At 27.3% G+C, this 21,597-nt stretch carries 22 protein-coding genes and 1 pseudogene; 16 read left to right on the top strand and 7 right to left on the bottom strand.

All coding sequences use genetic code 11. From position 1 onward, the window contains the following. Positions 1–389: 389 nt before the first annotated feature. Positions 390–1,202, bottom strand: a complete 813-nt coding sequence (locus BP997_RS00545) for an AAA family ATPase (RefSeq protein ID WP_409197886.1) — start codon at positions 1,200–1,202, stop codon at positions 390–392. Positions 1,203–1,741: 539 nt separating this feature from the next. On the opposite strand from BP997_RS00545, the gene BP997_RS00540 reads away from it, so the two are divergent. From BP997_RS00540 to BP997_RS00515, 6 genes are all read left to right on the top strand, one after another. After that, complete coding sequence (locus BP997_RS00540; RefSeq protein WP_409197885.1) at positions 1,742–2,155, top strand: hypothetical protein; 414 nt, start codon at positions 1,742–1,744, stop codon at positions 2,153–2,155. Between the two features lie 121 nt (positions 2,156–2,276). After that, positions 2,277–2,423, top strand: coding sequence for a hypothetical protein (locus BP997_RS00535; RefSeq protein WP_409197884.1), 147 nt, complete (start codon positions 2,277–2,279; stop codon positions 2,421–2,423). A gap of 141 nt (positions 2,424–2,564) precedes the next feature. Further along, positions 2,565–3,011, top strand: coding sequence for a PsbP-related protein (locus BP997_RS00530; RefSeq protein ID WP_409197883.1), 447 nt, complete (start codon positions 2,565–2,567; stop codon positions 3,009–3,011). 123 nt (positions 3,012–3,134) lie between these two features. Beyond that, the gene (gene rbr, locus BP997_RS00525; RefSeq protein WP_409197882.1) at positions 3,135–3,686 is read left to right on the top strand and encodes a rubrerythrin; all 552 of its coding nucleotides are present in this window, start codon (positions 3,135–3,137) and stop codon (positions 3,684–3,686) included. Positions 3,687–3,834: 148 nt separating this feature from the next. Further along, on the top strand, positions 3,835–3,975 hold the full coding sequence (locus tag BP997_RS00520) for a hypothetical protein (RefSeq protein WP_409197881.1): 141 nt from the start codon (positions 3,835–3,837) through the stop codon (positions 3,973–3,975). Between the two features lie 31 nt (positions 3,976–4,006). Beyond that, on the top strand, positions 4,007–5,392 hold the full coding sequence (locus BP997_RS00515; RefSeq protein ID WP_413823599.1) for a glutamate synthase-related protein: 1,386 nt from the start codon (positions 4,007–4,009) through the stop codon (positions 5,390–5,392). A 57-nt stretch (positions 5,393–5,449) separates the two neighbouring features. Here BP997_RS00515 and BP997_RS00510 read toward each other — a convergent pair whose 3' ends face one another. Beyond that, the gene (locus BP997_RS00510) at positions 5,450–6,064 is read right to left on the bottom strand and encodes a 5-formyltetrahydrofolate cyclo-ligase (RefSeq protein ID WP_413823601.1); all 615 of its coding nucleotides are present in this window, start codon (positions 6,062–6,064) and stop codon (positions 5,450–5,452) included. Positions 6,065–7,898: 1,834 nt separating this feature from the next. Here BP997_RS00510 and BP997_RS00505 point away from each other — a divergent pair. Next, positions 7,899–8,318: a hypothetical protein gene (locus BP997_RS00505; RefSeq protein WP_413823604.1), complete on the top strand. Its 420-nt coding sequence runs from the start codon at positions 7,899–7,901 to the stop codon at positions 8,316–8,318. A 328-nt stretch (positions 8,319–8,646) separates the two neighbouring features. Continuing rightward, entirely contained in the window at positions 8,647–9,315 is a 669-nt protein-coding gene (gene rhuM / locus BP997_RS00500) for a RhuM family protein (protein ID WP_413828302.1), read from the top strand. A 364-nt stretch (positions 9,316–9,679) separates the two neighbouring features. Here rhuM and BP997_RS00495 read toward each other — a convergent pair whose 3' ends face one another. The 4 genes and pseudogenes from BP997_RS00495 to BP997_RS00480 form a co-directional block, all read right to left on the bottom strand. After that, entirely contained in the window at positions 9,680–9,871 is a 192-nt protein-coding gene (locus BP997_RS00495; RefSeq protein ID WP_413823606.1) for a hypothetical protein, read from the bottom strand. Between the two features lie 203 nt (positions 9,872–10,074). Beyond that, a complete protein-coding gene (gene feoB / locus BP997_RS00490; protein ID WP_413823609.1) occupies positions 10,075–12,102 on the bottom strand; it encodes a ferrous iron transport protein B in 2,028 nt (675 codons plus the stop codon). Positions 12,103–12,237: 135 nt separating this feature from the next. Further along, positions 12,238–12,477: pseudogene (locus tag BP997_RS00485) on the bottom strand (FeoA family protein); the annotation flags it as partial. A 444-nt stretch (positions 12,478–12,921) separates the two neighbouring features. Continuing rightward, positions 12,922–13,107 carry a hypothetical protein gene (locus BP997_RS00480; RefSeq protein WP_413823611.1) on the bottom strand — a complete coding sequence of 62 codons (186 nt, stop codon included), beginning with the start codon at positions 13,105–13,107 and terminating at the stop codon, positions 12,922–12,924. Positions 13,108–13,204: 97 nt separating this feature from the next. On the opposite strand from BP997_RS00480, the gene BP997_RS00475 reads away from it, so the two are divergent. Then, a complete protein-coding gene (locus BP997_RS00475) occupies positions 13,205–14,668 on the top strand; it encodes an Ig-like domain repeat protein (protein WP_413828624.1) in 1,464 nt (487 codons plus the stop codon). Continuing rightward, positions 14,596–15,000 (top strand): hypothetical protein, encoded by a 405-nt coding sequence (locus BP997_RS00470; protein ID WP_409197872.1) that lies wholly within the window; start codon positions 14,596–14,598, stop codon positions 14,998–15,000. Before BP997_RS00475 ends, BP997_RS00470 begins: the two co-directional genes overlap by 73 nt. A 25-nt stretch (positions 15,001–15,025) precedes the next feature. On the opposite strand, the gene BP997_RS00465 is transcribed toward BP997_RS00470, so the two are convergent. After that, positions 15,026–15,763, bottom strand: a complete 738-nt coding sequence (locus BP997_RS00465) for an archaeosine tRNA-ribosyltransferase (RefSeq protein WP_413828305.1) — start codon at positions 15,761–15,763, stop codon at positions 15,026–15,028. 540 nt (positions 15,764–16,303) lie between these two features. Here BP997_RS00465 and hdrC point away from each other — a divergent pair. The 6 genes from hdrC to BP997_RS00435 all read left to right on the top strand — a co-directional run bounded on the left by hdrC (position 16,304) and on the right by BP997_RS00435 (position 21,483). Then, positions 16,304–17,158, top strand: coding sequence for a CoB--CoM heterodisulfide reductase subunit C (hdrC, locus tag BP997_RS00460; RefSeq protein ID WP_413828631.1), 855 nt, complete (start codon positions 16,304–16,306; stop codon positions 17,156–17,158). Between the two features lie 38 nt (positions 17,159–17,196). Beyond that, positions 17,197–18,084, top strand: coding sequence for a CoB--CoM heterodisulfide reductase subunit B (gene hdrB, locus BP997_RS00455; protein WP_409197869.1), 888 nt, complete (start codon positions 17,197–17,199; stop codon positions 18,082–18,084). Between the two features lie 237 nt (positions 18,085–18,321). Beyond that, positions 18,322–18,588 carry a DUF749 domain-containing protein gene (locus BP997_RS00450; protein ID WP_409197868.1) on the top strand — a complete coding sequence of 89 codons (267 nt, stop codon included), beginning with the start codon at positions 18,322–18,324 and terminating at the stop codon, positions 18,586–18,588. After that, on the top strand, positions 18,585–19,115 hold the full coding sequence (locus tag BP997_RS00445; protein ID WP_409197867.1) for a DUF2096 domain-containing protein: 531 nt from the start codon (positions 18,585–18,587) through the stop codon (positions 19,113–19,115). Before BP997_RS00450 ends, BP997_RS00445 begins: the two co-directional genes overlap by 4 nt. Positions 19,116–19,324: 209 nt before the next feature. Further along, positions 19,325–20,011, top strand: a complete 687-nt coding sequence (locus BP997_RS00440) for a metallophosphoesterase family protein (protein ID WP_409197866.1) — start codon at positions 19,325–19,327, stop codon at positions 20,009–20,011. Between the two features lie 68 nt (positions 20,012–20,079). Continuing rightward, positions 20,080–21,483, top strand: coding sequence for an MFS transporter (locus BP997_RS00435; RefSeq protein ID WP_409197865.1), 1,404 nt, complete (start codon positions 20,080–20,082; stop codon positions 21,481–21,483). Positions 21,484–21,597: the final 114 nt, after the last annotated feature.

Here is a 21,597-nt window from a genome sequence, read left to right as displayed (position 1 = left end):
TCAAAAAAAAAGAAAGGTTTAATAAATTAAGAATATGATAATTGAGAATGCTTTTATTTAATGAAGGGGATGGAAGGATTTTCAATTTATATTAAAACCTTTTTTTGGATTTAAAAGATATGTGTTAAAAAAAGTATTGAAGCGGGAATGAAATTTTATAAAACTTAAATTAGGATTTAAGAAAAAAATTTCATTATTAAATACTAATCAGATCCTTAAAGAAATCATATTTCATTGAAGGGGTTAATGAAGAAATTATATAAAAGATAAAAATTATTATATAAAAAAAATAGGATTTGAGTAGTATAAATTCTATAAATTTAACATAAAAATTAATAATTAATATTTTAACCATTAATAAAATATAATTTTTTTTAAAGCAGGAAAAATTATATTTTTGTTTCACCATAATATTCTGCTTTTTCACCATCATCTAATAATTTTTTTATACCTTCACGGATATTTCCAGAATTATAAGTGGAATCTGTTAATTTTTCCAGGTAATCTTCACTTACTACTCCAGGATAGAATCCTAATTCAATTCTCTGTTTTAATATATCCTTTATTTGAGATCTGGTATATGTGGGGAAGTAAATATTCATTGGTAAAAATATTGTACTAATATTTAAATTAAGTATGATATGTTTTTGAGGTTTTGTTATTGTTATAATGCTTATTTTAACTTCATGATATGTTTCATGGGCTCTAAGTAACGTGTATAATACTTTATTAAGTTCATTATTATTTTTTATAGCGTCATAATCATCTAAAGCTACAATTAGCACTTTTTTATGCTTGGTGAGGTAAGTCATTATTTCATCGTAAATATTAATTGTGTTTAAAGTGTTGGTTTGTGTTTTTTTCTTGAAAATTTTTTTATAAATTTCACTAAGTATAGTGTATTCTGTTCTATGCATTTGACAATTTATTATTAAAGATATAACATTAGGGCATGCTTCTTCTATTAATTGTATATATTTAGTAACTGTGCTTGTTTTTCCAGTTGCATTGAGTCCTTTTATTTCCATATTACTTGGAGCATATCCTCTTTTAATCTTTCTTGAATAAAATACCATAGTTTCTATTTGTTGTGTTCTATACTTCAATATTTCAGGCATATAATTATTTTGAAAAACTTCCCGGTCGCGAAATATGGTGCTTTCTTCTTCTATTATGTCAAATAATGTTTTTTGCATTTGCATTTTTATACTTACACCCTCCCTTTTTTCATATTTAAAAAAATTAATTTATCTATATACTATTATTTTTTCATATTACCTATTTTATAAAAAAAGTCCGAGAGCAATTGAAAAATAATAAATTTTCATAAAAAAAATGGTATGTATATTATTTAAGTACAATGAATAAATATAATCAAACAGGGGAAAGGTTTTTTTAAAACATTAAGAAAATATTTTTATTAAAAAAATGAATTTTAATAGATTTTAATATATCTATAAATTATTTCTTTTTTTATAAAAAAAATATTTTTTATACATTCTCACCCAAGAAAAAGAAAGGAAAAAAATTATAATGGAATATTATTTTCCCTTTAAAATTTTTTCATAATTTAAAATAATTTTTTAATTAAATAAAAAGGAGCCTTTCCCCTATTTCTAATTTTTACATTATTTACTATTATTATATTCAATATATTCATAAAAAAAGAGATAATGATATGAATATTTACTCAGTTTAAAAAAATAGATTCTTAAAAAAAAGATGGAGAAAATAGGAAAAAATGGAATTTGAAAATAATGAATTAAAATTAACTTACCCTTCATTTTGGGAATTAAAAGAACATGATATTGATAATTGTATACTAATATTAGATCATGAACATAAAAAAAGTCGGATAATGCTTTTAAAATATCCTGAAGATGGTATAAACTTAAATTATCTTAAGTCTGCTGTAGAAACAATACCAAGAAGTGAAACTTTAAAAATTATAGATTCACGTTTAACCAGTATTAAAGATTTTGATGTTCATAAATTTCAAGCAATAGACATGACACATGAACCACCACTTAAAACTCGTTCTATTGGTTTAATCCATAATAAAGATGCATACCTTTTTGATTATTTCACTTTTGGATTAAATAATCCTGAAGATAGTGATCTTGATGAAATTATTAAAAGTTTAACTTTTAAATAAAACAGGTTATAAATTAACAAGTTTTATAAAAGATAAAAAAAGATATTTTTAACAATTATTAAATTAAGAATAATTTTTCTTTAATAAAATAAAAAATTTTGTATATGGAAGTAATAAATTTATGATAAAGAATGTTGAAGGGCTTTGTCCTCAATGTGGAAGCAATACAATAGTACTAGCAGTAGAAGATGAAAAGATTGTTGAAAAATATTGTCCAGATTGTGGATATAGGGGCATAGGAATAGAAATTTATCAATACTTCATTTAAAAGTAGAAAAAAATATAATAATCTTTTTTTTTATTCTATACTACCTTTTTTTTACACTTAAATATATCATTTAATGTATTAATATTAAATTTTGGTATGTAATGAGGATTATATGAAAGATTATGTTGGAGTTGATTATTAATGGCAAGATTAGGTAAAATATATCAAAATGAAAACATTTCATTTAATTATTCTGATATGTGGAAAGAACAAGATCCTAAAACAAGAGGTCCCTCATGTGTTAAAGCATTAGTTAAAGTAGTTAATAAAATACCAAGCATTATAACAATTTACAATTATCCAGAAAAAACTGATAAATCTACAAATGAACTTTTAAAAGAATTAAATAATAGTTTTATTAATCAGGGTTGGAACATTATACATTCAGATATTGGGTCAATTGATGGTGCAAATTCAATTGAAATAGTAGCTAATGCTAAAATGGATGATCGAATGTTACAATTACATACAACATTTATTTTTCATAAGGAATCTATGTATGTTTTTGAATTAACTAGTTGTCCCGATTCAGCAGAAGAAATAGAAGATTATAATAGGATAATTAATACAATAATTTTCTTACAATAAAAGAAAATTAGAATTCTTTTTTTTATTTTATGAAATTTTTTTTTAGAAAGATATATTATTAAGTATAATAAAACAATTTATTATATAAAAATTTTTTAAACTTTTTATGGAGGCAAAAAGAATATGGACTATAAAAAACTTAAAGGAACAGAAACTGAAAAAAATTTAGAAATTGCATTTGCTGGAGAATCTCAAGCTAGAAATAAATATACTTATTATGCTAGCAAAGCAAAAAAAGACGGTTATGTTCAAATTAAAAACATATTTGAAGAAACTGCAGGTAATGAAAAAGAACATGCTGAATTATGGTTTAAATATTTGCATGAAGGCCAAGTACCTGATACTGCAACTAACCTTGAAGATGCAGCTGATGGTGAACATTACGAATGGACTGAAATGTATAAAGGAATGGCAGAAACTGCAGAAAAAGAAGGCTTTGATGAACTTGCATACAAATTCAGTGCAGTAGCTGACATAGAAAAAGAACATGAAGAAAGATACAGAACTCTTTTAAATAATGTTAAAGAAGAAAAAGTATTTGCAAAAGATGAAGAAGTAGAATGGCAATGCAGTAACTGTGGCCATATATTTGTTGGAAAAGAAGCTCCAACTGTATGCCCAGTATGTGACCATCCAAGATCTTACTTCCAAGTAAGACCAAAAAATTATGAATAAAAAAAATATTTTAATTTTATTTAAAAAAATTTGATTTATTATAAATAAAAAAGGGGAAAAATAATTCATTTTTTTTAATTTTTACTTTTTTACTTTTATTTCACTTTTCCCCTTTAAAATTTATTTAATTTTTTTTTAGAAGTTTATTATGAAAGAAGAAGACAAAAAAACATGTTCTAAAGGCACATGTGCACCTATACCTATAAACACCAAAGAAGGTATATTGGTTCTTATTTTATTACTATTTTTAATAATTTTATTAGTGTTAAAAGGATCAAAAATTATCTAAAAAAAATATATTAAGGAGATTTTGAGAAAAAATGGCGAGATTTAAATGTAGTGTATGTGGATTTATTTATGATGAAGAGGAAGCAGGTAAAAAAATAACTGAAATTGATGTCTGTCCATTCTGTAAACAACCATCTTATAAGTTTGAAGAAATATTAGAAGAAGAAGAGGAACAAATTGAGGAAGAGGAAACTCCATTAGATTATCCTCCTGAAACTATCCGAACAGATGCAAAGATGCCAAAAATGACTGATATACATCGTATGGCTGTTCATGGTGAAAGTATAATTGATGGTATGGGAACACAATTACCAATGCCTTCATGGGATGATATTCTTGTTATAGCTAATCAATTAAACCCTGCACCTTTAGATGAGGATGCGGAGGTAAATTCAACTACAATAATTGGTAAGAATGCTAAAAAACCAATGGTTCTTGAAAGTCCAGTTTATATTTCACACATGTCTTTTGGTGCATTATCTAGAGAGACTAAGGTTTCTTTATCTAAGGGAAGTGCTCTTGCAAAAACTGCAATGTGTAGTGGTGAAGGTGGAATACTTCCTGAAGAAAAAAGTTCAGCTTATAAATACATTTTTGAATATGTTCCGAATAAGTACAGTGTAACTAGTGAAAATCTTAAAACTAGTGATGCTATTGAGATTAAGATTGGTCAGGGAACTAAACCTGGAATGGGTGGGCATTTACCTGGTGCTAAAGTCACATCTGAGATAGCTGAAATACGGGGTAAGAATCCTAATGAAGATATTATAAGTCCTTCTAATTTCCCTGAAATTGAGGGTAAGGAAGATTTAAAAACTATGGTTTGTATGCTTCGTGAAAAATCTGAAGGTCGTCCTATTGGTGTTAAAATTGCTGCTGGTCGAATTGAAGAAGATTTAGAGTATTGTTTATATTCTGAACCTGATTTTATAACTATTGATGGTCGGGGTGGTGCTACTGGTGCAAGTCCTAAATTGATTCGTGACTCTACTAGTGTTCCTACAATTTATGCTCTCTATCGTGCTCGTAAATACTTAGATGAACATCATAGTGATGTTAGTCTTGTAATTACTGGAGGTTTAAGAGTTTCTGGTGATTTTGCTAAGGCTTTATCCTTAGGTGCTGATGCTGTGGCTGTTGCCTCAGCTGCTCTTATTGCTGCTGCTTGTCAACAGTACCATATTTGTGGAACTGGGAACTGTCCTGTAGGTGTAGCTACTCAGGATCCTGAGTTACGCGCAAGATTTCAGGAAGATGCAGCAGTTAAACGTGTTGCAAATTTCTTAAATGTTTCATGTGAAGAAATTAAAACATTTGCAAGAATAACTGGTAATAATGATGTTCATGGTTTAAGTGTGGAAAATCTTGCAACATTTAACTCTGAAATTAGTGATTATACAAATATTCGCCACGTATAAAAAAATAAGGTAGTTTTGGTTTAATTTAAATTTTTAAACCATTTTTTTAATTTTTTTTTAACTTTTTATATAGATTTTTGATTGGGAACTTACAATCATATTAATTTTACAATCATGTTTTAACATAGGAATTTTATTTTTAATTTGTAATGGATGGATTGTTGTTGCAATTGGAGTTTTATTGTTTATAACTTTTTTATTATATAAATCACTTATTTCTCTATCACCGTAGCCTCCACCTTTTCCAAGCCGGTTTCCTTTAAGATCTACACCTACACATCCTTCTATAACTAAATCAACTTTACTTAATTTATCTATTTTTGCACCGTATTTGAATGCTCCTTCTTTAGTGCTTGCTTCTTGTGGATGATTTTTTGCTTCTTTATTTAATTTTAAATAACCATTTTCTAATTTAGGGGTGGCCATAATGAGGGTTTTATTGTCGATTATGCAATTGTATCTTACAGGGATTTGTGCTGAATCAGGGGATACGAATATGGTTTTTGCATCTTGATACTCAGATGTTTTTCTTAAAATATTTGCTGCTTTTTCTTTTCCTTTAAAATCTGGTATTTTATTATAATCCCCTTGGGGTCTGTGACTTAATTTTTTTTGGTATAGTTCGTCCCATATTTCTAATCTTAATTTTTGTTTTTTATCTTCAATTTTCATGTTTTTATTTCACCTCTTATTAAAATTTTAGATTCTTTTTCTTGTATTAGTATTTTTGTTTATATTTTTTTATAAATTTTTCATGGATTTAAAAAATCTTTATTGATTGGTAGTTTTCCTTTTTACTGTTTTATTATATCATTTTTGGACTTTTAATAGATTTTATAAGGTTTTTGGGTTTTTCATATAAAAATGTTTTCTTGTCTTGTTTTTCTTGATTTTTGCTTTGTTTTTGTTTGATTTCCTTGTTTTACTCTCTTTTAGCTTTTTAAAGAGTTAATTTTTGGTTTTCTTTTTTATTGGTTTTGTGTTTATGTTTGTGTTTTTTATTATAATTGCTTTGTTTTCTTTTATTTTTTTCATGTTTAATGGTTTTTTTATTAATCTAATCATTATTACTCTATGTTCTTTCTTTATTTGTTTGATTGCTTAGTTTTTATTTATTTTTGTTTTTAAAAGTTCTTAGAATCTTGTTTTTCTTTAAATTCTTATTATTTGTCTTATTTTTTCCTTAAAAATTAATGTATGTCTTATTTTTAGTATAATTAACTTATTTAACATGTTTTTTACTGTATTACCTCTTATATTTTGGTTTTTAGGTTTTAGTAGTGGTTATGTTATAAGATGTTATATTATGGTTTTCTTCTTATTATTAATTTAATCGATTGATTAATAGTTTTTGATAAGATTTATTAAGATTTTTTCGTGTTTTTAAATGTTTAAAGCCGTTTTTATGCCTATTTTTAGGTTTTAACTTATTATTTCCTTTAGTTTTTTATCATTTTTTATGTATTTAAATATATTTTATTTTAAAAAACATATTTTTATATTCAGTTTTTTATTAATTTACTTGTATATTATTATAAAATTTTCATAAATTTTTTATCATTTTTATAATAAAAAAGACAAACCTTTATATACTTAATCAACTTTAACTATAAACACGGTTCGACATGAATTAAGTCATGTTAAACTAAAATATTTTAAAGATTAAAAAAAAATTATTTACAAATTTTTTTTGATCTTTTAAAAAAATCCCAAAAAAATAAAAAAAATAAATAAAGAGAAAAAACGGTTTAAAACAAAGAATTTGAGGAAATATTAAATAAAAAAAATATAGGAGGTATGGTAAAACATATTCTCTAAAAAAACAATTAAATATTTTTAAAAATTCCACCCCAAAATTTATTATAAAAACAATCCTTTATCACCCCCCATAAAAAATATTTTATAAAAGGAATAATTTATAATAGAAAATATATTATCTCTAATAAAAAAGAGGTATATGTCTAAAAAGGAAAAAATTTAGATTAAAAAATAAAAAAATTTCTTAAAAAAAAATTAAGGAGAATTGTTTTTATTCTTTTCCATCTTATCTAAAAAAATAATTAAAATAAACCACTGATTATTTAAAAAAAGATTTGATGTTGGAGGATAAAAATTTATATTCTCCACTCCATTTTTAAAGAATTCATATAAAAAAAATTTTTTTATACATAATATAAAAATAACATTTTTTTTCTCCATAAAAAAAAGTATTAAAAAAAAATAAAAAACACATTTAAGAGTATATAACGGATAAAAAAACATTTTTTTTTAATCTTAATTTTTTCCATTTTTTCCCTAAAAAAAGATGAACACTCATTTTTTAACTATTTTTAAAAGAAATTCTTATACTTTTTATTTCTAAAGCCTTTTTACTATTTTTAATATACACTTCACAGATTAAATTCAACTATATAATACTTAAATACCATGAATTTAATAATAGTAATTAATTATATTAAATGTTTTATATGAAACTTTAATAAAATAATAAGGGAACGTGAATATAATGACAAGTGTTTACAATTTAGATAAATGGAAACAATGGGCAGAAAATAACACCCGAATATTAGGTAAAATAAAACCTAATGGAAAAATAGGAATAATCAATGGAATAAGTTCTAATGAAATTTTAATAATCACCATAATAGATGCAGACAATGTTAAATTAGAACTAACAGAAAACACTAATTCATATAATAATCCAATTGTTGATTTATTATTTGACATACCTGAAGAATACTATGAAAATATTTTTGAAGATGGAAAATTTAAAGAAATCAGTAAACATATTAGTGATGGAACCATATCTGGTTATAATATGTACAGTGAAGATGAATTATTTGAAAAAGGATTCACATTCTTTATGAGTTTCATTGGTTTAAGTTTTTCAGGTGCAAGACCTTGTAAAACTAATGGGGCCTGCTAAAATATAGTATTTGTTAATTAAAAAAAGTATTATATATTTATTTATTAATTTTTTTTAGTTACAACATCCAAAAAAGAAATTAAAAACTTTTTTTAGATATTTTTTAGAATTAATTTTCATATTTTCTTTTAAGTGAGGGTAAATAAAATCTTTATCTCCAATATTTTTTTATTGATTCAAAATTTTACCTTATTTTTTTAATATTTTTCTTGATCCAGAATTAATCACTCCTTTTTTACTTGAAATCTTACTTTCCTCTCTGGTTGACAACTTAAATATTATAAATAACACAGTATTAATTACAAAAGCTGAAAGGAGGAACATTATAATGGGTGATAAATTTGAGATTATTGAATCAATATTATATAAAAGTAATGAGGGGGCTGTAAGTTCTGAATTCTTAGTAGATAAAAATAATCAAACTTTTTGGGCAAGTCAAAAAGCAGTAGCAGATATTTTTGAAACAACTCCTTCAAATATTAGTATGCATATGCAAAATATCTTTCAAGAAGGCGAATTAAATGAGAATAAAGTATGTATTACTTCTAAAAAGTTATTTAAAGACCAAACAGAATTTATTAAGGATTCCTTAATAAACCCTATGAAGGGCGGAAGACCTTCTAAATGGTATAATTTAGATGGAATAATTGCTGTAGGATACAGAGTGAATAGTAAAAAAGCAACCCAATTCAGACAATGGGCTGATAGTGTTTTAAAAGAATATATGATTAAAGGTTTTGTAATAGATGATGAATTATTAATAAATGGTACTAGAATAGATAAAGACTATTTTGATGAATTATTAGAACGTATACAAAGAATAAGAGCAAGTGAAAGAAGATTTTATCAAAAAGTAACGGACCTCTTTGCAGAATGTAGTTATGACTATGAAAAAGATTCTGAAATCGCTAGAACTTTTTATGCTACTGTTCAAAATAAACTTCATTTTGCCATTACTGGAGAAACTGCTGCTGAATTAATTAATACTAGACATTGAAAAAAATAATTAATTAAAAAAAGAAACTAGAAGAATTAATAGAATAAAAATTTAATAATGGAACTATATCTAGTTATAATATGTACAGTGAAGATGAATTATTTGAAAAAGGATTCACATTCTTTATGAGTTTCATTGGTTTAAGTTTTTCAGGTGCAAGACATTGTAAAACTAATGGGGCCTGCTAAAATATAGTATTTGTTAATTAAAAAAAGTATTATATATTTATTTATTAATTTTTTTTTAGTTACAACATCCAAAAAAGAAATTAAAAACTTTTTTTAGATATTTTTTAGAATTAATTTTCATATTTCATGATTTATTTTAAGTTAGGGTAAATAAAATCATCCCTCCAATATTTTTTTTATTCTCTTTTAATTTTTTCTTTTAATTTTTCAATGAAACCAAACTCGGTTTCAAATGATGGATCATTTCCATATCCACACTTGGGGCATATAAGTAAGTTACAATTACATTTACTACAACCTTGTGTTTTCTGACAACTACTTTTAGCTTCCTTTTCTGTAAATTCATATCCACATAATCTGCATTGCATTTTTATAAAATCCTCCAAAATTTATTCTTTTTCACTATCTTTTTTATCATCTTTATTTTCTTTTTCTTTTTTAGGTTCTAATTTTTTAACTCCAAATATTCCACTTCTACTTAACATATTATTCACCTCCTTTTTGTTTTTATATTTTTTTAAAAAATTTTATTTATATAAAAATAAAGGATAAAGATTTAATCTTTTAAATTTTATCCTAATCCTAAAAGCATACCACCTTGATAAATTATGAATGATACAATGTATGCTACACTACAACATAACACCATGGAAACTATTGGCCATTTCCAACTATTAGTTTCACGTTTTATTGTTGCTACAGTTGCAAAACATGGCATATATAATAATACAAATGCTAAGAATGAATATGCTGCAAGTGGAGTGAACATTCCTTGTAATGCTAATGTTATACCTGCACCTGCTTCAGCAACTCCGAAAAGTGAACTGAATGTTGATACAACTACTTCTTTAGCTAGTACTCCAAATAATATAGCTACAGATGGTTGCCATTGGCCCCAACCTAAAGGACTGAATATTGGCGCTATAAATGATCCAATTTGTCCAGTCAAACTAAACTCAGATCCATAACTTACACCAACAGGTAAACTACTTAATATCCATACAATGATAGATAATGCAAGTATTATAGTTCCTGCTTTTTTAAGGAAAACTGCTCCTCTTTCCCAAGTATGTATAAGTACACCTTTTAATGTTGGAACTTTATATGTGGGTAATTCCATAACAAATGGGGTTGATAATCCTTTAAATAATGTTTTCTTAAATATTAATGCTACAATAATAGCCACAATAATACCTAAAAGATATAAACTGAATATTATTTCTCCTTGGTATGCTGTAAATAATGCTGCTGTAAATAATGCATATACTGGTAATCTTGCACTACAACTCATAAAAGGCACAACTAACATTGTTGTTAAACGATCTTGATTACTGTCTAATGTCCGTGTTGCCATTACACCAGGAACACAACATCCAAATCCTAAAACCATTGGGATGAAAGATTTCCCATGTAGGCCTACTAGTTTATGCATTACTTTATCCATTACAAATGCTGCACGAGCTAAGTATCCTGAATCTTCTAATATACTTAATACAAAGAATAGTAAGAAAATTATTGGTAAAAAAGTAAGTACTCCACCTACTCCTCCTATTATTCCATCAACAAGAAAACTACTTAAAAATGATTCTCCAAGAACTCCAAGTATAAGATTTCCAAGCATTCCAAAACCAGTATCTATTAAATCTTGTATTGGTGTTCCAATTGCAAATGTTACTTGAAAAGTTAAATACATTATAATTAAAAATATTGGTATTCCAAGTATACGATTAGTTACAATTTTATCAATTTTATCAGTAGTTGTTTCCTTATCTATTTGTGGTTTTAGGACAGCTTCTTTTATAAGTCCATCAATAAAACCGTATCTTGCATTAGCTAGAATTTCTTCTGTGTCTTCGTTAAAAACTTCTTGTAAATGTTTTTTTACTTTCTCTGTTTTTTTTATTATTTGCTTTCCATCTCTTGAGTTTTTAACTTTTTGTGTTATGATTTCATCATTTTCTAATAATTTAATTGAAGTCCAAGAATCTGGAACATCTAATAATTCTGGATCTTTAGTTATTTCTTTACTTATTTCTTTTAAGTGCTCTTTTAATTCATATCCATAAACTAATTTTTCACTGGAATCTTTAGGGTTTTCTTTAGCTTTTATTATTTCTTCAACTAACTGATTTACTCCTTGTCCATTACTTGCTTCTATTTTTATCACTGGAATTCCAAGTAGCTCGGATATTTTTTTCTCATTTATCTTGTATCCTTCTTTTTCAGCTAATTTATTCATATTTAAAGCTATTACCATATTTGCCTTTAATTCCATTAATTGTACTGTTAGGTACATGTTTCTTTCAATATTAGCAGCATCTATAATGTTTAGGATTACATCATTCTCTTTATCTACAATGAAGTCAATGGATACTTGTTCTTCTATTGTTTTTGCACTTAAATTATAATTTCCTGGAAGATCAATTATGTTAAATTCAAATTTGTTATTATTTTTTTGGAATTTATAAGTTCCTTCCATTTTTTCAACGGTTTTTCCTGGCCAGTTTCCTACGTGTTGGTGCATACCTGTTAGGTAATTAAAAAGAGTACTTTTACCAACATTTGGGTTTCCAGCAAAACCTATTTTAATTGTTTTCATCTTGGGTATTCTCCGTTTTTATCATTGATGAACTCTCCGTTTGTGGTCCTTTTTAAAAATTTAATAAAGGAAAAACCTTTCTTTATATAGTGGGGGGAGTCATTGGTCATTTTACCGGTTTATTAATATTTTTTTTTAGTTTATTTTTACTTCAATGTTTTTTGCTTCTTCTTTTCTGAGTGCTAAGTCGTATCCTTTAATCCTTACTTTGCAAGGGTCGCCTAGTGGTGCTTTTTTAATAAATTTTATTTCTGCACCTTCCACGAATCCCATACTCATTAAATGTCTTCTGAGTTCTTTTTGTTCTTGTTTTTGTTGGTTTTGGTTTTCAATATGTTTGTAGGAAACTATTTTGCCGTATTCTCCGTCGTGGAGGTTGTTTAATTTATGTTTTTCTCCTTTCTTTTTTGGTTTTTATTTTTCATCCTTTTTTTTAACCTCTTTATTTATGTTTTTTCTATTTTTTTGTTTTTAAAAAAATTATAAATTTAGGTTTACCTAAATCTGTTTTTATTTTAGTTCAAAAGAACTATATAAATGTTTAGGTATGCCTAAACTTTGTTCTTATTTATAAAAAAATCTTACAAAAAACACATTTGTTAATATAAAAACAGTTTAACAATAAATAGAAAAATAAAGGAAAACTTTAAATAAGACTTACCAGTTATTATTAAGCACAGAAACTGTAAAAAACACCATTTAAAAAATTTTTTTTACAGTTTTTAAATAAATAAAATGAAAAGTTTTTTTTTAGAAATAAAATCTTCTAATAATAAAATTTCAAAAAACAAAAAAAATAATTTAAAAGGGTTTTATTCCTCAATCATTTAATTCTAAAAAAAAGGAAAATAAAATTAGATTAAAAGGAGGAAAAATTAATATGAAAGCTAAAAAAGCATTAATATTCTCTTTATTATTTGTTTCCATAATTGCTTTAATTTCCCTACCTCTAGCATTTGCCTCAGATACGAATACAACACCCGTAACATCTGAATCAACAAACATTTCAGATTAGGCAAATACTGGAAATATTTTAACTGATAATGGAAATACCACTCCACCTGAGATACCTAATGGTACTGGTAATGGTACTCCGCCTGATATGCCTAATGGTACTAGTCCTAATGGTACCGGACCAAGTCCTATAGAAAATATAACAGGTCCAACAACCACATTAACTGGAAATAATATTACAGTAACTTATGGTGCTGGTGAAAATTACACAGTAACATTAACAACAATTAACGGAACACCTATCAGCGGACAACATATTGCATTAAATCTTACTCGTTTAAGTGATGGTGCAAGTAAAGTTTATTGGGCAACAACAGATACAAAAGGTATAGCAGAACTAGAAATCAATTTATACTCAGGTTATTATACTTCCTCATCAAGTTATGAAGGAAACGATACATTAAATTACACTTCCAGTAGTTGTTTTAATACAATAATCGTTGTAACAAATTCAACAACAAATAAATCAAGTACTGTATTAATCGTACAACCATTTACAGAAGTTTATGGTGCTGGTGAAAACTTCACAGCAACTCTTAAAAATGCTAACGGAACTGCTATAATAGGAAATCATATAGCATTAAATCTTACTCGTTTAAGTGATGGTGCAAGTAAAGTTTATTGGGCAACAACAGATACAAATGGTATAGCAGACCTACAAATAAACTTATATCCAGGATCTTATACTGTAAGTGCAAGTTTCTCAGGTGAGGATAATTACACTAATTCTTCTGCAGCAACAACTATAACTGTAACTAGTAATGGTACAAGTAATAATACTACTAGTAAAGGTAAACTTGTTGTGAATGGAGAAACAGTCACTGCATCTAATGGTGCTTATTCAACAAGTTCTTCTGATACAAATGTAATTCTTGTAAAGAATGGTGGAAACTTAAATTTAACAGATTCAACTATTACAAAAACTGGTGATGTATCAAGTTCTAACTCTGAAAATTCTGATTTCTATGGAACCAATGCAGCAGTACTAGTATTAGCTAAAAGTACTTTAAATATTAGTGATTGTTCTATTATTACTAATGCTACTGGTGCAAATGCTATATTTGTAACTAATAGTGCTAGTTCTAATTTTGGAGCTATAGCTTATGTTAATAATGTGAATATTTCAACATATAAAGATAAATCTCGTGGTTTAGATGCAACTTATGGTGGAACAATCATAGCAGATAATGTTATTATTAATACTCGTGGTGGAAGCTGTGCTGCTCTTGCTACTGATCGTGGTGAAGGTACAGTAAATGCAACTAATTGTGTTTTAAATACTGGTGTTGGACAAACTAGTGGATCAGGTTCTCCATGTATATATTCAACAGGTTCTATAAGTGCTACTAATTGTACAGGTACTTCTTATGTTGCAGAAATCGGATGTATTGAAGGTAAAAACAGTATAATATTAAATAATTGTAATTTAACAGGTTATGCTAAAGGTAATCGTGCAAATAGTAGTGGATATGTGGATTCATGTGGATTCTTCATTTATCAAAGTATGAGTGGAGATGCTGCTGTAGGTACTTCTACATTAAATGCATATTAAAAGTTAGTAGTCAAAGTGAATGGGGAACTAGTGGTTCTAATGGTGGAACCTTAACATTCAATGCTCTTAGTGAAGATTTAACTGGTAATATTATAGTTGATTCAATTAGTAGTCTTAGTTATACTTTAAGTTCAAGTACATATACTGGTGCTATTAATCCATCAGGTTCTTATGGAACTACTAGTGTAACTATTGGATCTGGATCTACTTGGACTTTAACTGGAAACAGTTATGTGTCTAGTTTAACTAATCTTGGAACTATTAATTATGGTTCTTATACTTTATATGTTAATGGTGTAGCTTATAGTGCATCTAATCCATATAAATCTTAAATTTTTTACTTTTTTTTACTTTTTTTTAGTATAATTGTGTATATTTTTGTAAGTAATCTGAATGGTCCTTATCTAAGATACGTAATGCTGCAGTATTTTGTGGGCTGGTATTTGTACGTTCCTCTACTAAGTTTCTAAGTGAATTATTATGCATATGTTCACGTACTTCACGTAATACAAGGTCTAATGTTTTTTTATTATAATTGATTAATCCTTGAGGTGTGAAATTGTAGATTGGATAAGTTTCTAAGTCATAATTTTTTGTTGGACTTATTAAAACATTTAAAGCTGCATAATATTCTGCAGTTTCAATGTTAAATGCATCTATTCCTAAGTATGAGAGTAAAGGTATGAATGATGCTTCTGCAAATGGGAATATTAAATAAGTTGTTGGTTTTAAGGTTTCTCGTAGTTTTATGATTAAGTTTATTAAGTCTTGTGGGTGTAGGAGTAAATCATCAGAGTTTGCAATTATTAAATTATCAAAGCCTAAGTTTTCTAATTCTTCTGCACATTTACATCTTAAGTCGATATATTTACTTCCTTGAATTACTGCTATCTTGACGTTGGTTTCTTTTTGTGCTTGTTCTAATGTTTTTCTAACCCCATATTCGGCTATTTCTTTTTCAACATTGTATGCTGTTTCGGTGTCTTTTGTTATATGGTGTTTTTTTAAGTCTATTAAGTTTGGTGTTAGTTTATTGTTTTTTTTGGTTAGTCTTCCAGGTCCGTCGTGGCTTTTTATTTCGAATTTTTTTGTCATGTTTTCTTATTTTGTTTTAACTATTTTTTATAGGTTTTCTTAAATCATTATTTTTTATGTATAAGATAATAATTGTCACCTTTAAGGTGACACTTTAAATTTTTTTAGTAAGCTTTATATATCAAATTTAAGTAATTATAATTAAGGATTTGAGGTAATGACCAGTGATTATCCAAGGTGTGTTTATAAATGTCTGTATTAAAAAAATTAAAAGATATGGTTAAAGAAGCTAAAGATGATATTGAAAGAAGCCAAGCAGAATATGAGGCTCAACATCAAAGTCAAGACATCGAACAACCTTCCCAACCAGAACAGACATCTTCTGAAGACAAAGTTGAAAAAATAAAACAATATCGAAAATCTGCTTCTAACGAAAACTCTGTCAAATCAAATTCAACAGAAACAAAAACTTTAAAAGTTTCAAAAACTAAAGTCACAAGTTCAAAAAATGCAGAAAAACCAAAAGTTCAAAAAGAAGTTAAAATTGAAGTTTCAACAAAACCCGAAGTTTCTAAAGAACCTGAAGATGAAGTTAATGTAATAACTCCAGAACCAGAATCTCCTGAAGCACCAGAAGTTAATGTAGTAACTCCTGAAGATGAAGGAAAAGTTGAAATTGAAAAACCAACTCCAAAAGAACCAGAATCTGTAAAAATTGAAATTCCTGACGAAGAAGAAACTCCAAAAGAAGAAATTGATGAATTAGATCTTGATGAAGTAATCAGCCAAGAAGAAGAACTTGATAAAGAAGTTGTTAAAAACAACATTTCTGAAGAAGAAATTATTGAAGAAAAACCTTCTAAAGAAGAAACTAAAAAAGATAAAAAGAGCGATAAAATGACTTTATTAGACGATAACGAAGTATATGGTATGGATGCAATGGATGAAGAATTCCATCAAAAATTCATCGATGCAGGTGTAGAAAGTGTGGATCTTTGTTTCCAATGTGGTACATGTGGAGGAACATGCCCATCAGGAAGAAAAACCCCATACAGAGTAAGAAAATTAGTTAGAAACTGTTTACTTGGATTAAAAGAAACAGTTATAACCGATGACGCATTATGGATGTGTACTACTTGTTACACTTGCCAAGAAAGATGTCCTAGAGGAGTAAAAATTGTAGATGTTGTAAAACAAGCACGTAGAGAAGCTTCTCATGCAGGATACATGGCAAAAGCACACAAAATGACTGGAGTATTCGTAATGAACACTGGTCACGGAGTACCAATTAATGATGCAACTAAAGCAATGAGAAAACGAATTGGTCTTCCAGAATTACCACCTACAACTCATTCATTCCCTGAATCTTTAAAAGAAGTACAAAACATTTGTAAAAAATGTGATTTCGATGAATTAATCGGATATGATGAAAGTACTGGCGGATTAAAAGAATAAAAAATTAAAATTTATAATGATTATACGGAGTTAATAAAATGGAAATTGCATATTTTTTAGGATGTATCATGGAAAATCGTTATCCTGGTATAGAAAAATCAACAAGATTATTATTTGATAAATTAGGCGTAGAACTTAAAGATATGGAAGGAGCTTCCTGTTGTCCTGCTCCTGGAGTATTCGGTTCTTTCGATGAAAACACTTGGGCAAGTATTGCAGCACGTAACCTTTCTATTGCAGAAGGTATGGGTGATGATGTTTTAACCGAATGTAATGGTTGTTTCGGTTCCTTATCTGATTGTAACAGATTATTAAAAGATAACGCTGCTAAAAAAGAAGAAATTAATGGTATTTTAGCTGAAACTACTGATAAACAATTTGAAGGAACAACTAATGTTAGACATTTAGCTGAATTCTTATACAATGATATAGGTTTAGATAAACTTCAATCTATGTTTACCAAATCTTTAAACTTAAACGTTGCTGTACACTACGGTTGCCACTTCCTTAAACCAACAGCTGAACTTCATATTGAAGAAAGCGCAGAAAACCCAACTATTCTTGATGAATTAGTTGAAGTAACTGGTGCTAAATCTGTCCCTTATGCTGAAAAAATGATGTGCTGTGGTTCAGGTGGAGGTTTAAGATCCCGTGATAAAGATGTAACAACTAGTTACACTTATGAAAAACTCCAAAACATGGATGCAGCTGGAGTAGACTGTATTATTGATATTTGCCCATTCTGTCATTTACAATTTGATGTAGGTCAAAAAGAAGTAAATGAAAAATACGGTACTAACTTTGATATACCTGTTTTCCATTTAGCTCAACTTTACGGTTTAGCTATGGGTTTAAGTGCTGAAGAATTAACTTTTGATGCTCAAGTAATTTCTGCTGATAAAGTTCTCGCAAAACTCGGAGAATAAAATTTTTAATAGTTTCTTTAATTAATTAAAGGGATTTTGGATAAAAAGTTTTTTTTATCTTTTCCCTTTTTTTTATTCAAAAAAAATTTAGTTTTATATTATACAAACATTTTTATAGTTCTTTATAAATAATAACAATAAAATATATTTAACATAAAATAGTAAATATAGAAAATGATTAAAATCTTAAACAAAGAAAAAAAATTTAAAAAAAAATTTTAAAGGAGTTTAAAAACAATGTTTATAGCAACACTAGGCGGAATATTTAGATACAAAGATGTACCAGAAGACATGGCACCATACGTACAATTCAAATCAACAATCGAAGGAAAAGAACTCGTACCAGAAACAGAAATCGCAATATTAGATATTACAGGAACAACAAGTCACCATGTTCTCTTCTTAGAAAATTATGATAATATTGAACAAATCAAAGAAGAATTAAAAGAAGAAGATGCAAAAATAAACAATTCAACTATTAAAATATTAGAAGGACACTTATGAACCCATTACCAATAGAACAATCTTGGATGATAACTGTGGATTTACTATCCGACTTACAAAAAAAAGGATATGAAATACCACACACTATTAACACAGAATTAGGACTAGTAAGATCCCAAATAGGATTTTACAAAAGAGACAAAACAGCACCAGAAATGATGAAAGAATACATGAATGCTGAAATGAGCCTAACTCGAATCCAAGAATCTCTAATAAGTTTAGCTAAAAAAGTAGGACCCACATATGTGGAAAAATGGGAAATCGCACTTAAAAAAGCAAATAAAGGTGAAAAAGTAGTTGAAGTTCCACAATTAGGTTCACATTTCGTAATAAACACACCTCCCGGATTTTCAAGTGGAAGAATCACTCTCACCAAACCCATATCAGAAGAAAGAGTCCAAGACATAGCTGAATATTTTAATTTAATAATTGAATTTGAAGACGACGTAACATTATCATTTTATGGTGATAAAGAAAACGTTCAAAAAGGCCTTCGTGAAATGGCCCCATTCTTCAATGAAGAATAAAAAAGAGACTATTAAATAAACTTAATATTTTCTTTAATCCTCTCTTTTCATATAAAATTTCATAAAATACAACTTTTTTTAAATAAAACATTTTTTTACAAGGTATACCTTATTTTTTTTAAAATTTTCAAGTATAAACTTTTTTATTATAGTTCTTATACACTTTAATATAGTAATAAAAAAATTTGTATAATACTGAGTGATAGTTTATGAAAATTTTAACAATAAGTGATATTCATGGAAAATCTAATCCTAATTTAGATAAATACTTAGAAAATAATGATATTGATTTAGTTTTAGTCAGTGGAGATTTAACTGATTTCGGACCATTAGATTTCGTCCCAGAATTTATAGATAACATAGCAAGTAAAGATGTAGATGTTATATGTATTCCAGGAAATTGTGATCCTGAAGGAATATGTAATGCTATAAATGATACTGAATCAGTTTGTATCCATAATAATTTAGTAGCATATGAAGATGTTATATTATTTGGTTTTGGTGGTAGTAATCCAACACCATTTGACACTCCAGGTGAATTCCAAGATCCTGATTTATATGATGCTTTAAAAGAATTATTTGCAGAATTTGACTTTGTTTATAAAGATGATGCTAAAGTAATTAAAATTTTACTTACTCATGCTCCCCCATTTGATACAGAGGTAGATAAAATTCCTGATGGTAATCATGTTGGAAGTATTAGTTTACGTAAAATCATTGAAGAATTCCAACCTGACATAAATCTTTGTGGTCATGTACATGAAGCAATAGGTGAAGATAAAATTGGAGACACTATCATTTTTAATCCAGGAACATTAGAAGAAAACCATGCAATCCTCATTGATGTGGATGATAACATGGACTTCACTGCAAATATAATAGACTTAACTGAATAAGAAAATTTTCCATAAAAATTATATTTTAAAAAATATAAAAATTTGGAGGTTTAAAATAACGATAAATTATGAATGTTGATAAATCAATGCAAAAATATGTAATATTTGCATGTGCCTTAGGATCATTTCTAACAGCATTCCTAAGTAATGCAACTGTAATTGCATCACCAACAATAGCCCTAGAATTTGGGATGAGTAATATTCAACAAAACTGGATAGCAACAATCTTCTTTTTAATAATAGCAGCAGCTAGTATACCTGCAGGTAAACTAGTTGGTAAAAAAGGATTGAAAAAATCATTAATCATTGGAGTGTTCATATTCCTATTAGCATCAATAGGCTGTGCATTATCATTTAACACAGCAACAATACTAGGATTTAGAGCATTACAAGGTATCGGTGGAGCATTATTAAATGTTTGTGGAACAGCATTAGTAGTATCAGCACTACCACCACAAGAACGTGGAAAAGGAATAGGAATCACAGTAACCGGAGTATACATCGGATTATCACTTGCCCCAATTATTGGAGGAATATTAAACTATAACCTTGGATGGAGAAGTATATTCTATATTGTAATACCATTCTTAATCTTACTATTATATTTAATACCTAAAAAAATCAAATCAGAATGGAAAGTTGGAGAAAATGATCCAATAGACATTCCAGGTTCTGTAATTTACAGTATTGCTATAATATGTGCTGTTTATGGTTTCACTATAATCAACACTACTCTTGGATTAATCCTAACTGTGATTGGTTTAATAGGTTTAATCGGTTTTACTGCATTTGAATTACGTCAAAAGTATCCAATATTTGAACTGAGACTATTTAAAAATCATAAATTCTTATCCTCAAATATTGCATCACTTATAAGTTATCTTGCAACATTTGTCATAACATTCGTAATCAATTACCACTTACAATACATAATGGGTATGAATTCACAAAGTGCCGGGTTTATATTAATCATAACACCTGTAATGATGGCAGTACTTGCACCATTTGCAGGTAAACTTTCAGATAAAATAAATCCACAAAAACTTGCAGCAATAGGTATGGGTCTTGTAGCAATAGCAATATTTATACTTGTATTCATAACAGACACTACACCATTGTATGTAATTGGATTTGCAATGTTCTTACAAGGGGTAGGTTATGGTTTATTCAGTTCACCTAATACTAATAGTATAATGAGTAGTGTGCCACGAAAACAAACACCTTCAGCATCATCAGCAGTTGCTACAATGCGTGTTATAGGTCAAACATTAAGTAGTGGTATGCTAACAGTACTATTTGCAATTATTATGGGCAGTGTTCCAATAATACCTAAATATTATGGATTATTAATGTACAGTAGTAAAATTGCTTGTATAATAAGTGTAATATTATGTGTAATAGCTGTATTAACCTGTCTTGTAGGTATACACTCTAAAGACAAATACAATACTGAAGAAGATTTAACAGTTTAAAAACTAAAAAAAATTTTTTTATTTTATTCATTTTTTAGGAGGAGTTTTTAATAATAAAACCCCCTCCACTTTTTTATTTTATTTTAATTTTCATACACTAATTTATAATTTAAT

The sequence above is a fragment of the Methanobrevibacter sp. UBA412 genome, assembly GCA_002495685.1.
Classification (GTDB): domain Archaea; phylum Methanobacteriota; class Methanobacteria; order Methanobacteriales; family Methanobacteriaceae; genus Methanobrevibacter_A; species Methanobrevibacter_A acididurans.
This window is presented reverse-complemented; position numbering and strand designations above follow the sequence as displayed.